The sequence below is a fragment of the Lactobacillus taiwanensis genome (assembly GCF_017894345.1).
In the GTDB taxonomy this organism is placed as follows: domain Bacteria; phylum Bacillota; class Bacilli; order Lactobacillales; family Lactobacillaceae; genus Lactobacillus; species Lactobacillus taiwanensis.
Map to the genome: position 1 here is coordinate 13602 of NZ_CP059276.1, position 18478 is coordinate 32079.

At 33.6% G+C, this 18478-nt stretch carries 21 protein-coding genes, 2 tRNA genes and 2 pseudogenes; 13 read left to right on the forward strand and 12 right to left on the reverse strand.

The features are described 5' to 3' along the window. Window positions 1-2: 2 nt before the first annotated feature. Window positions 3-1376, forward strand: coding sequence for a replicative DNA helicase (gene dnaB / locus H1A07_RS00065; protein ID WP_057718498.1), 1374 nt, complete (start codon window positions 3-5; stop codon window positions 1374-1376). 95 nt (window positions 1377-1471) lie between these two features. Then, window positions 1472-2356 (forward strand): ROK family protein, encoded by an 885-nt coding sequence (locus H1A07_RS00070; RefSeq protein WP_210145020.1) that lies wholly within the window; start codon window positions 1472-1474, stop codon window positions 2354-2356. A 75-nt stretch (window positions 2357-2431) separates the two neighbouring features. Here the strand turns inward: H1A07_RS00070 and H1A07_RS00075 are convergent, their stop codons facing one another. The 6 genes from H1A07_RS00075 to H1A07_RS00085 form a co-directional block, all read right to left on the reverse strand. After that, window positions 2432-3574 carry an Mbeg1-like protein gene (locus H1A07_RS00075; protein ID WP_153938883.1) on the reverse strand — a complete coding sequence of 381 codons (1143 nt, stop codon included), beginning with the start codon at window positions 3572-3574 and terminating at the stop codon, window positions 2432-2434. 123 nt (window positions 3575-3697) lie between these two features. Further along, the gene (locus tag H1A07_RS09985) at window positions 3698-3991 is read right to left on the reverse strand and encodes a hypothetical protein (protein ID WP_244974130.1); all 294 of its coding nucleotides are present in this window, start codon (window positions 3989-3991) and stop codon (window positions 3698-3700) included. Window positions 3992-3997: 6 nt separating this feature from the next. Continuing rightward, entirely contained in the window at window positions 3998-4216 is a 219-nt protein-coding gene (locus H1A07_RS09990; protein WP_244974131.1) for a hypothetical protein, read from the reverse strand. Between the two features lie 60 nt (window positions 4217-4276). Then, window positions 4277-4564, reverse strand: a complete 288-nt coding sequence (locus tag H1A07_RS09995; RefSeq protein WP_244974132.1) for a hypothetical protein — start codon at window positions 4562-4564, stop codon at window positions 4277-4279. Between the two features lie 47 nt (window positions 4565-4611). Beyond that, on the reverse strand, window positions 4612-4785 hold the full coding sequence (locus H1A07_RS10000) for a hypothetical protein (protein ID WP_244974133.1): 174 nt from the start codon (window positions 4783-4785) through the stop codon (window positions 4612-4614). A gap of 108 nt (window positions 4786-4893) precedes the next feature. Beyond that, window positions 4894-5595 (reverse strand): MgtC/SapB family protein, encoded by a 702-nt coding sequence (locus H1A07_RS00085; RefSeq protein ID WP_094499261.1) that lies wholly within the window; start codon window positions 5593-5595, stop codon window positions 4894-4896. A gap of 136 nt (window positions 5596-5731) precedes the next feature. On the opposite strand from H1A07_RS00085, the gene H1A07_RS00090 reads away from it, so the two are divergent. The 7 genes from H1A07_RS00090 (at window position 5732) to H1A07_RS10020 (ending at window position 7962) form a co-directional block, all read left to right on the forward strand. Further along, a tRNA-Thr gene (locus tag H1A07_RS00090) sits at window positions 5732-5804 on the forward strand. Between the two features lie 144 nt (window positions 5805-5948). Next, window positions 5949-6164: a helix-turn-helix transcriptional regulator gene (locus H1A07_RS00095; RefSeq protein ID WP_094503099.1), complete on the forward strand. Its 216-nt coding sequence runs from the start codon at window positions 5949-5951 to the stop codon at window positions 6162-6164. Continuing rightward, window positions 6145-6663, forward strand: a complete 519-nt coding sequence (locus tag H1A07_RS00100; protein ID WP_210145021.1) for a DUF3278 domain-containing protein — start codon at window positions 6145-6147, stop codon at window positions 6661-6663. The genes H1A07_RS00095 and H1A07_RS00100 overlap by 20 nt, the downstream gene beginning before the upstream one ends. 61 nt (window positions 6664-6724) lie before the next feature. After that, a tRNA-Thr gene (locus H1A07_RS00105) sits at window positions 6725-6797 on the forward strand. Window positions 6798-6883: 86 nt separating this feature from the next. Further along, a complete protein-coding gene (locus H1A07_RS10005; RefSeq protein WP_244974134.1) occupies window positions 6884-7144 on the forward strand; it encodes a GNAT family N-acetyltransferase in 261 nt (86 codons plus the stop codon). Between the two features lie 160 nt (window positions 7145-7304). Further along, window positions 7305-7661 (forward strand): GNAT family N-acetyltransferase, encoded by a 357-nt coding sequence (locus tag H1A07_RS10505; RefSeq protein WP_420889514.1) that lies wholly within the window; start codon window positions 7305-7307, stop codon window positions 7659-7661. Next, complete coding sequence (locus tag H1A07_RS10020) at window positions 7651-7962, forward strand: sterol carrier protein domain-containing protein (protein WP_244974136.1); 312 nt, start codon at window positions 7651-7653, stop codon at window positions 7960-7962. Before H1A07_RS10505 ends, H1A07_RS10020 begins: the two co-directional genes overlap by 11 nt. 37 nt (window positions 7963-7999) lie before the next feature. Here H1A07_RS10020 and H1A07_RS00115 read toward each other — a convergent pair whose 3' ends face one another. Further along, complete coding sequence (locus H1A07_RS00115; protein ID WP_057718190.1) at window positions 8000-8857, reverse strand: 1-acyl-sn-glycerol-3-phosphate acyltransferase; 858 nt, start codon at window positions 8855-8857, stop codon at window positions 8000-8002. Window positions 8858-8996: 139 nt separating this feature from the next. On the opposite strand from H1A07_RS00115, the gene H1A07_RS00120 reads away from it, so the two are divergent. Further along, window positions 8997-9644 (forward strand): NAD(P)-dependent oxidoreductase, encoded by a 648-nt coding sequence (locus H1A07_RS00120; RefSeq protein ID WP_057718189.1) that lies wholly within the window; start codon window positions 8997-8999, stop codon window positions 9642-9644. 55 nt (window positions 9645-9699) lie between these two features. Here H1A07_RS00120 and H1A07_RS00125 read toward each other — a convergent pair. Then, a pseudogene (locus H1A07_RS00125) lies at window positions 9700-9945 on the reverse strand (transposase); the annotation flags it as partial. A gap of 183 nt (window positions 9946-10128) precedes the next feature. Between H1A07_RS00125 and H1A07_RS00130 the strand changes: the two are divergent. Further along, window positions 10129-10836, forward strand: coding sequence for a YjjG family noncanonical pyrimidine nucleotidase (locus tag H1A07_RS00130; RefSeq protein WP_057718187.1), 708 nt, complete (start codon window positions 10129-10131; stop codon window positions 10834-10836). Between the two features lie 34 nt (window positions 10837-10870). Here H1A07_RS00130 and H1A07_RS00135 read toward each other — a convergent pair whose 3' ends face one another. Both H1A07_RS00135 and H1A07_RS00140 read right to left on the reverse strand, forming a co-directional pair. After that, entirely contained in the window at window positions 10871-11710 is an 840-nt protein-coding gene (locus tag H1A07_RS00135) for a DegV family protein (protein WP_210145022.1), read from the reverse strand. Between the two features lie 119 nt (window positions 11711-11829). Continuing rightward, window positions 11830-12015, reverse strand: coding sequence for a hypothetical protein (locus H1A07_RS00140; RefSeq protein ID WP_004896308.1), 186 nt, complete (start codon window positions 12013-12015; stop codon window positions 11830-11832). A gap of 190 nt (window positions 12016-12205) precedes the next feature. Here H1A07_RS00140 and H1A07_RS00145 point away from each other — a divergent pair, with 190 nt between their 5' ends. Beyond that, window positions 12206-13813 carry an ABC transporter ATP-binding protein gene (locus tag H1A07_RS00145; RefSeq protein ID WP_210145023.1) on the forward strand — a complete coding sequence of 536 codons (1608 nt, stop codon included), beginning with the start codon at window positions 12206-12208 and terminating at the stop codon, window positions 13811-13813. A gap of 22 nt (window positions 13814-13835) precedes the next feature. On the opposite strand, the gene H1A07_RS00150 is transcribed toward H1A07_RS00145, so the two are convergent. Continuing rightward, window positions 13836-14645, reverse strand: a complete 810-nt coding sequence (locus tag H1A07_RS00150; protein ID WP_210145024.1) for a helix-turn-helix domain-containing protein — start codon at window positions 14643-14645, stop codon at window positions 13836-13838. A 161-nt stretch (window positions 14646-14806) separates the two neighbouring features. On the opposite strand from H1A07_RS00150, the pseudogene H1A07_RS10440 reads away from it, so the two are divergent. Continuing rightward, window positions 14807-16600 (forward strand): annotated as a pseudogene (locus tag H1A07_RS10440) (GTP-binding protein). Between the two features lie 243 nt (window positions 16601-16843). On the opposite strand, the gene H1A07_RS00160 reads toward H1A07_RS10440, so the two are convergent. Next, window positions 16844-18118, reverse strand: coding sequence for an ABC transporter ATP-binding protein (locus H1A07_RS00160; RefSeq protein ID WP_244974140.1), 1275 nt, complete (start codon window positions 18116-18118; stop codon window positions 16844-16846). Window positions 18119-18478 lie beyond the last annotated feature (360 nt).

An 18478-nucleotide genomic window follows, 5' to 3' on the forward strand; every position in this document is an offset into this window, starting at 1 on the left:
TAATGGATAATGTTGTTTCTCAACAAATTCCCCATGATAGTGAAGCAGAGAAGGCGGTCCTAGGGGCCGTCTTTTTAGATCCCGAAGCAATTATTGATGCATCGGATGTATTGCAGCCTGATGATTTTTATGAACATGCAAATCGTATTGTATTTCAGGCCATGCTTAATATTTCAGATCGTGAGGAAGTAATTGACCCTATTACTCTGCAAGATGAGTTAAAGAAAAATAATCAGGTAGATGATATTGGCGGAATTGCTTATGTTACGGAATTGTCAATGGCAACGCCGACGGCAGTACACGTTACTTATTACGCTAAAATTGTAAAACGTAAGGCAATTCTTAGAAATTTGATTGCTACTAGTCAGAGAATTATTCAAAATGCGATTGAAGGTTCTGATGATGTAACAGACATTCTAGATGACGCTGAAAGTCAAATAATGGGCGTCTCACAGGATAATGCAAGTGGTGGGTTTAAGTCTATTCATGATGTATTAAACACGACTATGGAGGAAATTAACTCTATTCCAGATGATGGGAATACAGTTACAGGACTTCCATCGGGATTTTCTGAATTAGATAAGATGACTACTGGTTTTCATGATGATGAGTTAATCATTTTAGCTGCTCGTCCTGGGGTTGGTAAAACTGCCTTTGCGCTGAATGTTGCACAATTTGTTGGACTTAAAACCGATAAGACGGTTGCAATGTTTTCACTAGAAATGGGAGCTGAGCAATTGGTTCAAAGAATGCTAGCTTCAGAAGGTTTGATTGACTCACAGCATCTTAGAACTGGTCAGTTAACTGATGAAGAATGGCGTAAACTAGTTGTTGCAGCTGGATCATTAGATAATACAAGTATTTATATTGATGACACTCCTGGAATTAAAATGAGCGAAATTCGTGCTAAAGCACGTAGATTAGCTAAAGAAAAAGGCAATTTAGGATTAATTGTAATTGACTATTTACAGTTGATTGAAGGACCACGTAGTGAATCACGTCAGCAAGAAGTTTCTGCAATTTCTAGACAGCTTAAAAAACTAGCTAAAGAATTGCATATTCCCGTTATTGCTTTATCACAGCTTTCTCGTTCTGTTGAGCAGCGTCAAGATAAGCGTCCTGTATTATCAGATATTCGTGAATCTGGGTCTATTGAGCAGGATGCGGATATTGTAGCTTTCTTATATCGTGATGATTATTACCGTGATGAGCGTGATGAAGATGATGAAGGCGAAGTTGAAGCAGAAGAAGATAATGGCGAAGTAGAAGTAATTATCGAAAAAAATCGTTCTGGTACACGTGGAACAGTTAAATTGATGTTCTCGAAACCATATAATCGTTTTTCAAATCTAGATTATACTCATAGTGAATCTTAAGAAAATGATTTGTAAGCGTTTCATTAATTAGCTATACTATAAGAGTTAAAAGTCTATCTTTTTAAGAAACAATCAAATGAGAAGGTGTAAGTTGAATGGTAGAAAATAAATATGTAGGTAGTATTGAAGCTGGTGGAACCAAATTTATTTTGGCAGTACAAGATACTAAAAATGGTGAAATTGTAGCAAGAAAAAGAATTCCAACAACAGATGCAAAAGAAACTTTAGCTAAGAGTGTAGAATTCTTTAAGGAACATCCGGTATCTGCTTTGGGAATTGGAACATTTGGTCCAATTGATATTAATCCGAATTCAAGAACTTTTGGATACATTTTGGATACACCTAAACGCGGTTGGTCTGGAACTAATGTTAAAGGTACTTTTGAAAAAGAACTTGGTATTCCTGTTGTAATGACTACTGACGTTAATGCTTCTTGTTATGGCGAATATATTGCTCGTGGCAAAGATGATTCTAAAACTTACTTTTATGTAACAATTGGTACTGGTGTTGGTGCAGGTGCTGTTCAAGCAGGTAAATTCATTGGCTTAAATAACCATCCAGAAATGGGGCATATGTTAGTAACTCCTTATCCAGGCGATAACTATACTGGAAAATGTCCATTCCATGGCAATAAGTGTGTTGAAGGAATGGCAGCGGGTCCTTCGCTAGAAGGAAGAACGGGTATTCCAGGTGAAAAATTACCTAGAGACCATAAAGTGTTCACCTATGTGTCCTATTATGTAGCGCAGTTATTATTTAATGCTTACATGACTATGCGCCCTGATGTAATGGTTGTTGGTGGATCAGTTTTAAATGATCAAGACTTGGTCCAAGTTCGTGGCTTCTTCAAGGAATTTAACAATAATTATGTTGCAACTCCAGACGTTGACGAATTGATTGTGCGCCCAGCAGTTGCAGATAATGGCTCCGCAACTTTAGGTGATTTTGAATTAGCTAAAGAAGCATTAAAAAATAAATAATCATTGTACGATTAGTAAAAAAGTCAACTTCAATTTTGAAGTTGACTTTTTTGTTGTTTCACATGAAACAAATAACTAACTACCATCATAAGAATCGTCAACGATGGGCCCCTTACTTGAATCATTACCCAGTGGTTCTAAATGTTCACTATGACTAAGGAAGGGAAGATTGATGTATTGGCGAGCAGTTGCAGTAATATCAGAGATAATCTCATTAGCAATTAAACGTGCGTCTGGATCAAGCGAAAGATAAGCATGGCTAAATTGAATGGCACCACGAATTTTGTTAGTTGTTAATTGACTAGCTTCAGTGATTTTATGAGATTCTAATGCAGTAAAGAATGCCAACCAAAATGCTTCACGTTTTTCACGTGGAATTTTGGTATTCCAGGAAATAAATGTACTTCTAATAATTCTGCTTGCATTACTTAAAGCTGGTGCCATAACGAAACTACTTCGCGCTACTTCCCAGTGTAAAGGATTATGTTGTTTCATTAAGTGTTTCATTCTACTTTTAACAACTATTACACGTTCTGGATGATCAAGCATCATACCAAAAATTGAGCCTTCAGGTACGTAAGTAATCATTTTTGGAATAACGCGTTGAAATTCTATCCGGTCATACATTTCTTTCATGAAACCAGGACCGTCAAAACTGTAAGCTTTGATTACTCGATCCTGAATATTCGGTGATACTGCGTATAATGCATAAGCTGCAAAATTTCCGCCTTTTGAGTGACCGGTGGTGTATATTTTTTTATCGGGATAAGTTTGTGCAATTCTATCTAAATAATCTGCAGCAACACTTTGACCAAAAATTTCTGGCTGATAACTCATATCTACATCTTCGTTGAGACCAACCATCGATCCATCAGTTCCACGATAGGCGACTAGAATGGTTTCAGGATCTAATTCAATTGTCATCGCTGTAAATTGTACAGGTGGCTTTTTTTGAGAAAGATGCGACCAGTCTAAAAATCGCATATTTTTATATCGATCACTTAGATTTATTAATTGAGCTTCAAGTTTATCTGAAGGAATAAGTGTCTTTTTTTGTATTAAACGTTTTGTAGCTACTTCGAGCGTATGATCCTTAACACTGGGATCGAATGGAAGATAAGCAAAAGCGGCAAACAAACCAGCATCTAAACTATTAAATGGTTCTCGATCTAATGTTAAGTCACCCCGCCAGCGAACGTAGTCAAGTATTTTACCCAAGATAAAAATCCTTTCGTTAACGGTTGTAGTACTTTCATTTTAATGCTTTTTTAGTTAAAGATAAAAGAGGAAGCTTTTTGTTCTTTCAACAAAAAATAAGAGCCATTTAGCTCTTATCAATAATTAGAATATCAATTGAATAGTTTCAAGAGAAGAAAGGGGAGCTTTAATAGTAGCGATTCCGTTTTCTACTTTGATTTTAATTACTTCTTTGTCAACACTATTATTATGTTTTCGAATTAATGTTGCAGTATCAGATGGCAAATCACGACTTAAATGCCATTTGATTTCTGTGTAACTATCTAAATTGAAATTCGCAAGCCACACGGCTTTGCCATTTTCTTGAATGTTTAGTTTCACATGAGGCATGTTAATTAAATAATCAATAGGTGTAATGCTCGTTAACATTTGTTGCATTAGACCTTATTTATAAGATGAAAATTGTGATTCCCAACCGTGTTTTGGATCTTGATCCATAGGAAAGACAATTATATGATCATCGATAACTGCCATGAAATTACCAAGTTTTTGATCAATAAAAGTATAAGCTGAACTCCAGATTTTAACATTAGTATCTGCTTGATAAGTAAGTTGTAAATAGTTACCTGTATGTTGAAGTATAGTAATGCGAGGATTCTTCACACTTTGAACAGTAACGCCATCAGCTTGTTCAAATGGTTGATAGCTACTCTTGGCTAGATGCTATTGTGCATCTTGAATATGAAGTAAATTGCCTAAATTTCTATCTAGTAAAACTTGGATACTTTCACCATCAAGAAGAACCCGGTTTTTAGTGATTAGGTTTGTGATTTGTTCGTTTATGAGGTTTCGCAATAGTTGACTGGCGATTGCAATAATTTGATTTTCGATTGTTAGATCAGCTTGAACAGGAATAATAGTTGTCGCAAAACCAAAACTCGATAAAAGACTGGCCCAATTCTTTTCATGTGGAAGAAATTCTTCTGGTGTTTTACTAAAGCCATCCTCCATCCACAAACGACGAGGATGTATTGAAGCATATTGCGCGTATCGATCAGCTAAATATTTGCGCGGGTAGGATCCGCAGGACAAGCCATATCTTTAGCCTTGTTACCATTAATATCGACGAAAGTGTTAAAGCCAATTTCTGGATTAACACTAAAGCCTCGATCAGAGTGCATAATAGTTGTCCGTGGATCGAAGACATACCATAAAGTGTAAATATCGCTCATAATAAAGTCCTCAGTATTTCTAATCAATTAATATTTAAAAAAGCATGTAACTTATTATATTAAGCTACATGCATATCTTAGCATATTTTGAAAGCGGTTATTATACTTTTATTTAGCTCCATGAGTAGAATTAATTCGATGAATATTTTGGTTTTTCTCAAGGGCTAGGATAATATCATTCTCATCTTTTCTGTTTCTGATTACTCCGTCAACATTAACGACGATATGTGCAGAAGTTACGTCAATAATTTTGATAGAAATTTGTTCAACTTCATTTAAGGAAAGCTCTTTTTTCAGTTCATTAAGAATGTCTGGATGATTATTAGCTTCAATTTGAACATTGAATCGAACATGAAGAATAATAAAGTTAATAAATGTATCATCGTGAAAAATAATTTGGATGATAAATAAAAAGACTGTGCTGACAATCCCAATGACATACATTCCAGCACCAACTGCCATACCAATTGCAGCAGTTGCCCAAACACCAGCTGCAGTAGTTAAACCAGAAATCTGTTCTCGTCTAACTAGGATTGTACCCGCACCAATAAATGAAATACCAGTTACAATCTGAGCTGCAATTCTTGATGGATCAAGGGAAATATCATGTAGCGATAGTAGGTCAAAGAAACCATATTTTGAAACTAGCATAAATAGAGCAGAAGCTACAGCAACAACCATGTGAGTTCTAATGCCTGCGCTTTTTCTTTGAGTTGCACGTTCATAACCAATTGCTGTCCCGCAAAGAGCAGCAACTAAAATTCTTAGTAACCAATCTAATTCAGTTGAAAGTGATGTTAAACTTACCATAATAAAACCTTTCTATTTAACAGATATGTTTTTATTGTAGCCTAGATTTAGTCAGATATTCATTTAAGTAAAAAGTAAAAAAACTCTTGTGTAGAAACAGATAATATGGTTAAATAATTAACTGTCATATGGATATGCTGACTTAGCTCAGTTGGCAGAGCACGTCACTAGTAATGATGAGGTCGAAGGTTCGAATCCTTTAGTCAGCACATGTTTAAGTCCTAACCAAGCGGTTGGGACTTTTTTGTTAGTAAAATATGTCATATATAATTGACAATTTCAAAAAATATATTATACTTAAAGTATAAAAAGTCACATATATATGACTTGTTGAGATAAAAGAAAGAATTACCGTGAACAGAGTTAAAGAATATCGAAAGCGAAAGAGCCTATCACAGATGGCTTTAGCTAAAAAAATAGATGTTGCTAGGCAAACAATAAGTTTAATTGAAAATGATAAATATAATCCTTCATTAGACTTATGTTTAAAGCTAGCGCATGAGTTAAATACAGATTTAAATACGTTATTTTGGGATGGAGATGCTAAAGATGGAAGCAAAGGAAACTAAGTTTGAGAAGTACATGAAGTTTTGGTACGGAATTTCTGGTCCACTTGATGAACAAAAACGACAGGTTATGAATCAAATTGGTAATCGTGCATTCTTTATATTTTTCTTAAGTATGGATGTAGCGTTCTTAATTTCGATGGTTTTGTTTTCAATGTATAAAGCTAATGTGGCATATCTTTTCCTTTCTGGTAGCTTTGTTGTAATGCTAATGGTAGTTAGCTCATATATAATGGGGCAATCTAGAAAGGCTCAATTAACAGATAATGAAGTAGAGAAAGATGAAGTACCTGAGGCTAAAAAAGCTGCATGGGTAAGAGGAATGATATCAGGTGCAATCTTTGGCATACTGATGTTAATTTTAGAATTCTTAACTAGTTATACTGATGGTTCGTGGACATGGATAATGCTTCCCACATACTTGATTTCGGGTGTTTTCTTCGGTATCTTTATGTCACTAATTGCAGTTCATAGAATAAAAGTAGTAAAAGACGAAGATTAAAGAAAAAAAGTGCTTTACTTTCACTAGTAACATCTGCTATACTAATAGACGTTGTGAGAATGCTGACTTAGCTCAGTTGGCAGAGCACGTCATTAGTAATGATGAGGTCGAAGGTTCGAATCCTTTAGTCAGCACATGTTAAAAGTCCTAGCCTGATGGTTAGGACTTTTTTGTTTGCTCTTTTATCTTAGTATAATAAGATATAGAAATATATTGCGAAGTGTTAGAAAAGGTAAAAGCAAATGATGTACGGGAAGATGTTAATTTTTTAAGTCGTTATAACCACAGTATGGGATTTGGTGAATATAAAGATGACGATCTTGCTAGCTATATTATGGTAAATGAATTTAAGAGTAGAATTTTTGCTAAAAAAGTTAAAATGGGAGGCGTCGGCTATGTTGCTTCCTATCCCGAAAACCGTGGCCTGATGAAGGATATTATTTTAGAATTACATGGTCAAATTATGCAATTTCGAACCTAGCACCATTTTCAGAAACTTTTTATTGGCGTTATGGTTATGAAAATGCTATTTATGAAGAAATGTATCAAATTGATCCTGCCTACTTACGCTTCTTTAAACCTGTCAAAGAAGGAAAAGTGATACGCGGAAATGGAGCGACTCAACCTTAAAAGAAGCAGTAATTAAGCTTTATCAGGCTAAACTCAATCAAGCTGATCAAAGAAATACGGTTGAACGTTCAGAGTGGTGGGATAGGTTAGATACTTATTATCCAGGAAGATCAGTTTGTGTTTATTTTGATAAAAACAACCAGCCGCAGGGGTATATGTTTTATCGGATTGTTGAGCGTAACTTTCAAGTAGAGGAAATGTATTATCAAACTCCGCAAGCAGCTCAAGCTCTATTAAGTATTATTGCAAGCCGCAGCTCAAGTGACTTGAAATACTATGTAAAAATGCCTGAAGAAAGCTTATTAGGAGAATTTTTCCCAGAGCACGAAGGACTTTACTGTAAATACGCTGCCTTATATGATGACTAGAATAATCAATGTGAAGCAGATCCTAGAGGCTGTACCTGTAGTAAATAAAAACCAATTAGCTATTGAAATCACTGACGATGATATTATTGATGAAAATAACGGTGTCTGGATGATTGACCAAAATAAGGTAAAAAAAGTAAAAACATCGCCAGACTATACCGCTTCTCTAACTAACTGGACCAAGGTACTTTTAGGCCATTTGACTTTGAAACAGGCAGTTCAATTAGGTTTTATTAAAGAAAATCACCCAGTTGACAATGATTTTGTTAAGAGCGGAGTTTCATTCTATGATTACTTTTAATTAAAAATAGTTTTTCTGTTGTTCTAGGGCGGAAAAACTATTTTTTGTTATAACCAGCAATGTCCCAGTCTGTGAATTTGTAGTCTAATTTTTTATGATAAGCCTTCTCATAAGCTTGTTTCTTTTGTTGGTAGTCAATTTCTTGCATTTTTTGTGCGTTTTCAACAATTGAAAGCTTGGGATTAGGATAAATGGTTGGCAAAACATGAAGAATCCAGCGTGTTTTATTGAATTCAGGATGCAATTTTTCTCGCTTCTTTGTGTCTCTAATTTCGACAAAACAAGAAATAATGGGAACGTTCATTTTAGCTGCATAATAATAGGCACCTTTTTGCAAGGGGCGAGGTTTGCGATAATTTTGCCATAATTCTTGCTCTGGGTAGATTACAATCCAATTATTTCTAAGCAAAATTCGTTCTAAATGTCTTGGTAAGTCTCGCCCCAAGTACTCTATGCTAGCAGTAACAGGAATACTATCAATATTTCTCATTAGGAATCCAATCCAGTTAGGAAGCTTAAGGTTGGCATCTTCAATGACAAAGTACAGTCTCTTATGGTAGTTCATTGCTAGTCGCTTGAGCGGTAAGCAATCGAATTGGTTGTAGTGGTTACAAGTAACAATAGCTGAAGAAAGATTTTTAAGTGAAGTAGGATTATCAATTTTAGTATTAAAAGTTAATATAGGAGTTCCAACATTCAGAATTCCCCGGGCAATTAAATTAATTATTCTAGAAAACAATTTATCGTGATTAGTCCAAAAGTTTTTGACTAAGTTCAAGCGTTCTTTTTTACTTAAAATTGGATCATTTGGCTCAACCTTTGCATTAAAATTTTTCTCTTTGACGCTTTTTTTGATGTTTAAAATAACTTGTCGCCGATTTTTTCCAATAATCATTTGTACTCTCCAAGATTTTATATGGTAGTTATAGGTTCTATTTTATTTATTTTGCTTTTTAAAACCAAATATTATCCCATTTATTGTTTTTCATGCTAAGCTAAGGTAACAGATAAAATACAGAGAGGAGAAAACAATAATGAAAGTCGGTATTATTGGAGCTTCTGGTATGGCAGGAAGTGCAATTTATAAATTAGCTAGTCAAAATAAAGATTTAGAAGTAACTGGTATTGTTAGAGATGAAGATAAAGCTAAGAGAGTCTTAGGTAAGGATGCTAAGCTTTTAATTGGTGACGTACTAACAATGGATGACAGCTTACTTCAAGAATTTAATGTGATTGTTGATGCTTTTGGAACTATTCCAGAAAAGGCAAGAGATCAGGTAAAACTTGCTACTAAATTATGTGATTTAGCTAAGAATAAAGATATTAGGGTAATCTTCATTTTAGGTGCTGGTAGTCTTAGAACTGGAATTGATAACCACCTAGTTGTTGAAGATATTAAGAAGTTAACTGGCTCTGAAAACTGGATTAATACGCCAAAAGAGCAATTGAATGAGTTAAATTACTTAAAGCAAGTTGAAGATGTAGATTGGCTTGGAATTTCACCAGCCTTAACTTTTGAAGCAGGTCCAGAAGCAGCTGGCTACAGGTTAGGTAACAATACTTTGCTCTACAACGATGATAATGAATCTAAAGTAACTTCAGGCACGATGGCACGCTTAGTTGTAAATGAAATTGTTCACCCAGAACACCATAAAGAAAGAATTACTTTAGTTGATGAATAAAAAATAACCGCTACAATGTAGTGACTGTAGTGACCCACAAAAATTGGACACTTTATTAATAGTATGCAACTAAGGATTGATTTCGATATTGAATCGGAGTCAGTCCTTTTAGTTTACTCTTTGTCCTTTCGTAATTATAGAAGTGAATATAATCTTTAATCGCTTGTTCTAATTCATTCAGATTGGCATAGTTTGATTCTTTGCCATAAAACATCTCTCTTTTAAGTATGCCAAAGAAGCCTTCCATAAGCCCATCGTCTGGAGAACAGCCTTTCCTAGACATGCTTTGTTCAATGCCACGTAGCTGATCCTTAGCAGCTTGTTTCATTTGTGCACGTGTCATAGTATTGCTTCCCTCTAACAATATATTAACTTTTATTCAATTATAATCTTACCACTAATCTTTAAGTAATTTGAAAAACTAAATTCTACTATCTTCTGCTATAATCAAAATTACCAATTTAAATAGAAGAAGGGTTGCTACTTGAAATATAAACAATTAATTTTTGACGTTGACGATACTTTGATTGACTTTGCTGCTACGGAAGATTCATCTTTGCATGCATTGTTTAAATCGCATAAGTTGCCCCTTTCTTCTGATTTGCAGAAGCAATATCATACCTATAATCAAGGATTATGGCGCAGACTTGAGCTTGGCGAAATCACTTATGAGAAATTAAGTGAGATGACATTTCATGATTTTATTAAAGAGCATTTTAATTTAGATGTAGATGGAAATGAATGGATGAATGAATATCGCTCTTATTTTGGAGAGGCTCATCAGTTGTTGCCTGGTGTGGAAGACATGCTTAAATTTGCTAAAAAGCAGGGATATAAGTTAACTGTATTAAGTAACGGTGAAAAATTTATGCAACGTCATCGTTTAGAGTTGGCTGGAATTAAGGACTATTTTGATCTGATTGTAACGTCTGAGGAAGCTCATTATTCTAAGCCAAATCCACATGCTTTTGATTATTTCTTTAGTAGGACTGAGATTGGCCCAAATGAAACTTTATTCTTTGGGGATGGTTTACAGTCAGATATTTTAGGTGCTGAAAAATATGGATTTGATAGTATCTGGTATAATCACCGGCATCGTAAGGATAATATTGGACTTCATCCCTTATTTGAAGTTGAAACATATCCAGAATTTGTTAAATTAATGCAAAACGATTTTAAAAAGGCATATTAAAAGGAGTGCTTAAGCACTCCTTTTGTGTTACTATTTATTCTTTTTCAAAACCAACCATTAAGCCGCCTTCTTCAGCATAGAAGCTGCAAAGGGCACCGCATTCGCCGAGAGTAACTTTAGCATCTGGGAAGTTATCTAAGATAATTTCTTTCATACTTAAAGCAGAACCTTCATTTTGAACATGATCGATTTGAACGCGACCACCTCTGTAGCCGGCTTTGACCATTTCATCTAAAAGTTTTCTTCTAGCTTTCTTAGCCCCGCGTGCCTTACCCAAAAGTTCAAATTCGCCTTTATTGTTGGCAGTTCCGATAACGAAAAGCTTTAACAAACCAGCAATTTTAGCGACAGCTGGAGTAATCCGTCCATTGTTACCTAGATTGGTTAAATCCTGCAACGCAAACATTAAATCAAGTTTGTGTTGATATTCTTCTGTTTCTTTAACGATGTCTTCAAAGGACTTACCAGCACTTGCTAAACTAGCAATTTTTTCAGCAAGTAGTCTTAATTGAGGACCGGCTGAACGAGAATCAAATACTAAAATTTTAGCCTTTGGATTCTTTTCATGATATATCTTTGCGGCTTGTGTAGCTGAATTGTAGCTACCAGAAAGTGCACTAGTTAAAGTGATTACGAAGATTTCATCACTACCTTCGAAGGCCTTAAGCCAGTCATTTACATTTGGACAGGCAGAAGTTGATTTATTTTTAGTATGCTTTAGAGTATAAAGAAACTTATCTAAATCAATATCCGGTGTATCCATCCAAAGCTTGCCATCAACGTGAAGTGATAAAGGAACGGTAACGTGATCAATTCCGTCAATTTGATCAGCTGTAATATTTGCAGTTGAATCTGTAATAATTTTTATTGGCATATAGATTACCTCGAATTAAATATATTAACCTATTTTCTTTCAGTCTAGAGAAGATAGATAGTAAAGTCAAAGAAAATGCTATCAGTACAAAAAAGGTCAGCGCGAGAGCTGACCCATTGTTAATGCGAAAACACTAGTCCTAATAAGCCGCCTAAGGCAACTAAAGCCAGAAGAGGCAATACTAGATAAGAAACGAAGGCAAATAGCAATCCGATCACGATTAAGAAACCGACGATCTTCAAAATGCCAATTCCTAGTTTCCAGAAAAGCCAAATGATTAATAAGGCTAATAAAAGTGAAAACATATTTCGAACCTTCTTATAAAAATTAAACTATATTTTGATATTAATCATATTACGAAATTGAGATAAAGTGTAGATAAGTTTTTATTAAGAATATTTAGGATAATTTTCGTTAACGAAAGTTGTGTTCAAATACGATAAACTAAGAACATTTTAACCTCTTTATCTAAAAATGATGATAGAGGTGAAGAAAATGAAATACTTATTGAGATATTTAAAAAAGGAACCATTAAAGGTTGGAGTTGTAATTATCCTAACAATTATTACTTCTGCTTTGCGTGTTACTCATGCACTAATCAATGTAAATATTCTAAATTCTTTGATCAAATTACAGATGTATAACTTTTTTAACTGGGTAATGATTGATATTGGAGTGTTTGCAATCCTATCCATTTTTCTAATTTTGCTTCAAATTCAAACAGCTAAAACAATTGAATTTTTATGCTTGGATTTAAGAAAGGATATTGTTCGCCAAATTGCTAATAAGCCAATTATGAAATACCAGGAAAAAGATACAGGAGTCTATGCTTCCTGGCTAACTAATGATATAAATACAATCGAAAATAATGGTTTTTATAATATTTTACAATCTATTCAAATTATTACCGACCCATTATTTTCAATTATTGCCTTACTACAATTTTCTTGGACATTTATACCTTTAATTTTACTAGTCTCATTTTTAACAGTTTTTTTACCACAAATTGTTCATGATAGATTAGCTAGTGCGAGTTTATCAACTACTCAAGCTAATGAAAATTTACTTAGTACTATTAATGATGGCTTGAGAGGTTTTACAACATATTCTATTTTTGGCGTTGAGAGACAACTTGAAAATAGAATTACTGGTGCCACGATGACCTTAATTGGTAAGAAAGTACGACAAGCGAAATATCAAGCAGTAGCTAATAATATTGCTGGTTTTTCAAATATTTTAGGACAAACTGGTATTGAAGCTTGGACTGGTTTTCTAGCTCTTCAAAAAAGTATCTCAATTGGTGTAATCGGATCTTCAGGAAATTTGTCCTACAATGTTTTTAATTCATTAGCTGCGATTGCACCAATGTGGGCAGAAATGACTGCATTGACACCAATTTTTGAAAAATATCGTCTTGATGATAAAAGTAAGCCTAAGCAAATTGGTAGAACACTTGAAAATAATGATTTTCAATGTTTAGATGTTGAGAATCTACAAATTTATTTTGGAGATAAACCAGTTTTTAAGCAACCATTAAATTTACATATAAGTAAAAATCAAAAGATTGCTCTTGATGGCGATTCTGGTAGTGGTAAAAGTACACTTTTAAAAATAATTTCAGGTCAAATAAAAAATTATCAGGGGTCAGTTAAAATTAATAATCAAGATGAAAAAACTCTCAGTTATGATGCCATTAGAGAAACCTTGATTTATGTGGATCAGATTCCATATTTATTTAACGGGACAATTCGTTATAACTTAGAGTTAGGAGAGCACTTTAGCGATCAAGAAATATTCGATGCCTTAAGAAAAGCTAATTTGCTTGATTATGTTAAAGAGTTACCAGCAGGATTAAATGCAAAAGTTGGCGAAAATGGTACAAAAATGTCTGGAGGACAGAAGCAGAGATTAGCTTTAGCTCGTGGTCTACTACGAAATAGAAAACTATTTTTATTAGATGAAAGTACAAGTAGTTTAGATAAGAAAAGTGCTCTGAATGTTGAAAATATCTTTTTGAGTCAGCCAGATATTACAGTTATTTTTGTTAGCCACCAGCTACATGATGAAAACAAACAGAAATTTGATAGGATCGTTAAGATATAAAAGAGCCAGATAGATGAATATACTATACTTTCGGTAACATACTTACAAAATCACTATATCCTGCAAGCTTTAAAACGTTAGTTATTTCCTGACAAGTAGCAGGATCCTTTTGAAAAACAGACGCATAATATTTTCCAAGTAGCTTTATAAATAGAACGGAGCCTTTGCTATTAATGGTTGAGATATATGATAATACCTCTTGGATTAACTTTGTGGAGTTTTTCTCGTAGCAATTATCTAGGTAATTAATACAGATTGCGCCAATGCATTCTTGCAAAGAACTTTGTAGAATATTTGGATTAGAATATTTCGCTAAGATAGTACCTACTAAAAAGTTCAGCTCATCTATATCGTAGATACGCATTGTTTCTCTAAAAATTTGAAGGGAATGAATATTCCAATTGTTGTTGACGAGAATGTATTGTTTCAGTTTATTTTTTAATTCAATTGGAATTTCTTTAGCTTTAAGGAGATAGACCTCTAAAGTAAGTTGCAATTGCAATTTATAATATTCAGTTTGGCGATTATTAGGAAGTAAATCTATCTCCTGTTTTATTTTTAATAATTTATCTCTGCTTTTTTGCTCAAAAGCTACAGAAATTCTATCCATAATATCTTCTGAGATATTTTCTTTATCATTTAGATTTTCAAAAAAATAGGTAGCGTTTATTTGATGTTTATTAAGAATTTGAAGGAGATCGTTAGTCCCAATATCATGAATATTTCTTTCAACTTTTGAATAAAAAGAGGTTGAGACTACATTTGCAGCCATTTCTGTTTGATTTAATCCTAGTTGTTTTCTGAGATTTAGTAATGCTTCACCAATTGTCATTCTGTGTACCTCAAATTTAATTTTTTAATAATAATTTTATTTAGCATTTATTCTATCATGCTATAGGATGATAATAATTTCAATTACATTATTAAGTTATAATAAAGAGAAATTACCACAATTTACTACGATTGCATTTAGAAAACTAGAAAAATGAAAAAATAACAACAGGAATTTTAGCCCATGTAGATGCCGGAAAAACTACCTTGTCAGAGGGGATGCTCTACAAAAGTGGTACGTTAAGAAAATTAGGTGCAGTTGATAAAGGAACTGCATATTTAGACAATGATAATTTAGAAAAGAAACGCGAAATTACGATCTTTTCTCACATGGCGCGCATTCAAACCCGTAATAGTGAATTACAAATTTTAGATACGCCAGGCCATATTGATTTCGCTCAAGAAATGGAAGAGACGTTAAGTGTTTTAGATTATGCCATCTTAGTTGTATCAGCCAGTGAGGGGATAACTGGATATACTCGCACTCTTTGGAGCTTACTAAAAAAGCATCAAATTCCAGTTTTTGTCTTCGTCAATAAAATGGATACCTTGAAGGCTGATAAGGAAAATATTCTTAAGCAACTTAATGAGCTGGATGACAATTTTATTGAGTTTGGCAATCAAGATGAAGATTTTTATGAAAAAGTAGCTACTGCAGATGAAACTACTTTAGATCAATATCTAGAACTTGGAAAAATAGAAGATAATGCAGTCAAAAAATTAATTAATCAAAGAAAAATTTTTCCAGTATATTTTGGAGCAGCTTTAAAATTAATTGGAATAGATGAATTTCTAGTGAGCTTAGATAAGTGGACTGATGAAAGAAAGTATACAAATGACTTTGGAGCTAGGATTTTCAAGATTTCTTATGATGAAAAGGGTGAACGATTACCTTGAGTAAAAATTACTGGTGGTAGTTTAAAAGCCAAGACCGAAATATTTCCCGATGAAAAGGTGAATGAAATTCGTTGCTATAACGGCACTAAGTATCAAGTTATTCCGCAGGCAGAAGCTAGCGAAATTGTTGCTGTCAGTGGCTTGAAAAGTACATATCTCGGACAAGGATTAGGCTTTGAAAATAATCAGACTAATTTTACCGTTCAGCCGGTTCTAACTTATGCAGTAAAAGTCGACTCCACTAACACAAATGCTTGCTTGCAGGCAGCACTAAGACAGCTTGAAGATGAGAACCCCCAACTCCATGTTAAGTGGAACAAGCAGACAGAAGAGATAAGTATTGAGGTTTTGGGTAAGATTCAATTAGAGATTCTCCAGCAACTATTACTCGATCGCTTTAACTTAGAAGTTGAATTTCCTCAGGGCAAGAATGGAAGGGGCTTAGTTTTCAAAAATAAGTGTAGTTTAGAAGTTTTGCCTAAAAATGGCAAGATCAAGTGATGGGAAGTTTATCTAATAAGGAACACTTAAGCATTTTGACTAGTTCAGCTATTACAGATCTTGAAATTACTCTAGTTGGAGGCCGGGAAAGCAATGTTCATACGGTTGGCGGAGATTTTCGTGAGGCAACTTATCGTGCAGTGCAGCGAGGATTAATGGAGTTAAAAGCTAAAAAACAGGTTTATTTACTTGAACCTTGGTACCAATTCACTTTAAGTATTAGTCAGGGTCAAGTTGGCCGAGCAATTAATGATATTGAGAGAATGGGTGGACACTTTGAACTTGGAGAAAGTAGTGGGAGTGTTACTACGATTAGCGGTCAAGCACCGGTAGCGCAGATGCAAGATTATGCTACTGAAGTTAGAAACTACACTCATGGTAGCAGACAGCTAGAATGTTTATTCTTGGGCTATCGAGAATTCAAAGATAGTGCTGCTATTATTGAAGAAATGGCTTATGATCCACTATCTGACATTAACAATACTCCTAACTCCGTTTTTTGCTCCCATGGCGCGGGTCAAGGTACCAAGTCATGTTCAGTATCCATATTTAGGATAAATTGCTGCACGATTATGGTAGATTAAACTAAATACTTTTAAAGTAAATCGCTTTCATAATTTGCAAAACCGTGCTATATTAATGGTGTGAAATAGCTCTAGTAGAAGCCATGATTAAGATTGTTAGAAGTTATATTTTTTATTAATTAAGTAGACGATACTCTAGCTATTGCAATTCATAAATATAATTCATAAGTAAAAGGAAGTTCTATTTTGAACTTCCTTTTTATTAGTTTATTAGCTATTATTTAGCGACTAAATTAACAACTTGATTAAATTTTTGTTTATCCTCAATACTCATAGTATGTTCAATCTCAATAATTGTTTGGGGAAGACTTTGTAAGAGAGAAAAAACCTGCTTACGACTGTCATCATCAAGACCTGATAAACCCTCATCAACAAGTAAAAATTCCTTTTTATTTAATAATACTCGAGCAATCTCTACTTTTCGTTTCTCTCCGCCAGATAAAGATAATCCCTTTTCTCCAATTGGTGTGTCTAAATGCTTTTTATTTGCTAAATATTCTAACTTAACTTTTTTCAAAACTTTAATTAGCTGAGAAGAAGGAATATCTTTACCTAGAGTTAGATTGAAACGTAATGATTCCGCAAAAATATATGTATCTTGACCTACAATTCCAAAATTAGAAAGAAAATTACTTTTATTTAATTGATTATCAACTAGGATTTTTCCTTTAATTAAAGGTAATTCATTTAATAAACTTTTAAATAAGGTTGATTTACCAATTCCCGATTTGCCAGTTATTAATATTTTATCTCCTTTAAAAATTTTAAAATTAATATTTTTTAATATAGCAAAATTATCATATCCAAGAGTACAATTATCAAAAACAATCTTTTGTTGGTCAGGAAGATTTACAAATGACAAGTTATTGAATTGCTTAGATATCGGTTTTTGTAGTGCTTTATTTTTTAATAGTGGGCTAACTGAATTCAATTGGTTAGTAATGTTTACTATTGAAATAATGGGACTCGTCAAGCGATCGGAAGCAAGAAAAAGTGAAATTAACCCTCCAACAAGTATTTGACCATTAACTACGAAAAAAGATCCAACGGCTAGAGAAATAACCATAGAAATAGTATATGAGACTTGAGCAAAAAAGTTAGAGGTATTACGACGAAAATTCATAAAGAAATACTTTTTTTCTTCTATCAATAGAGCTTTTTTAATGAATAATTTAAATTTTGCGTCGGCATTAGCATGTCTAATAGTATTAAATCCATGTATAGCATCACTAACTTTTAAGTTATAGGTCTCATAACTCTGATTCCAGCTTTTAGTTCCATTTTGAATCCAGTTTCGTGTTAAACGAGGGATCGTTGCAGGTAATAAACCGCAAATTAGAAAAACTAAAGCTGCAATACCGTTTATACTTAGAATATAAATAAGCGAGACAATAGTTTGTTCAATACAGTAAATCAACATAATAGTAGAATCAATACATTGACTTTCAATTTGCTTCACATTGACGTTAATGAAGTTTAACGTATTAGTCATTTTATTTTCACTAGGGGAATCATTGAAATTATTAAAAGCTCTTGAACGTAAAAATTGGTTGCTATATTTGGTAAGTTTTCCCTAGCAAAGTTGCCAAAGATAAAAACTTATATTCAAAAAAAGCATTAAACCAAGATATAATAAGAGAATTTTGGGAATATCATTGAATTTCCTTTGAGAAAGTGTGTTAGTTATTTTTCCAATTATGTAGGGTGAAATAACTCCATCTAGGGATGCGAATGCACTAGTCAGTATCAGAGCTAGAAATAACAGTTTATTTTTAGATAGTATTTTTTTAAAGAATGAAGGGATAGTCATGGTGAATACCTTTGTTCGTTATAAAATTGAATACAGATTATT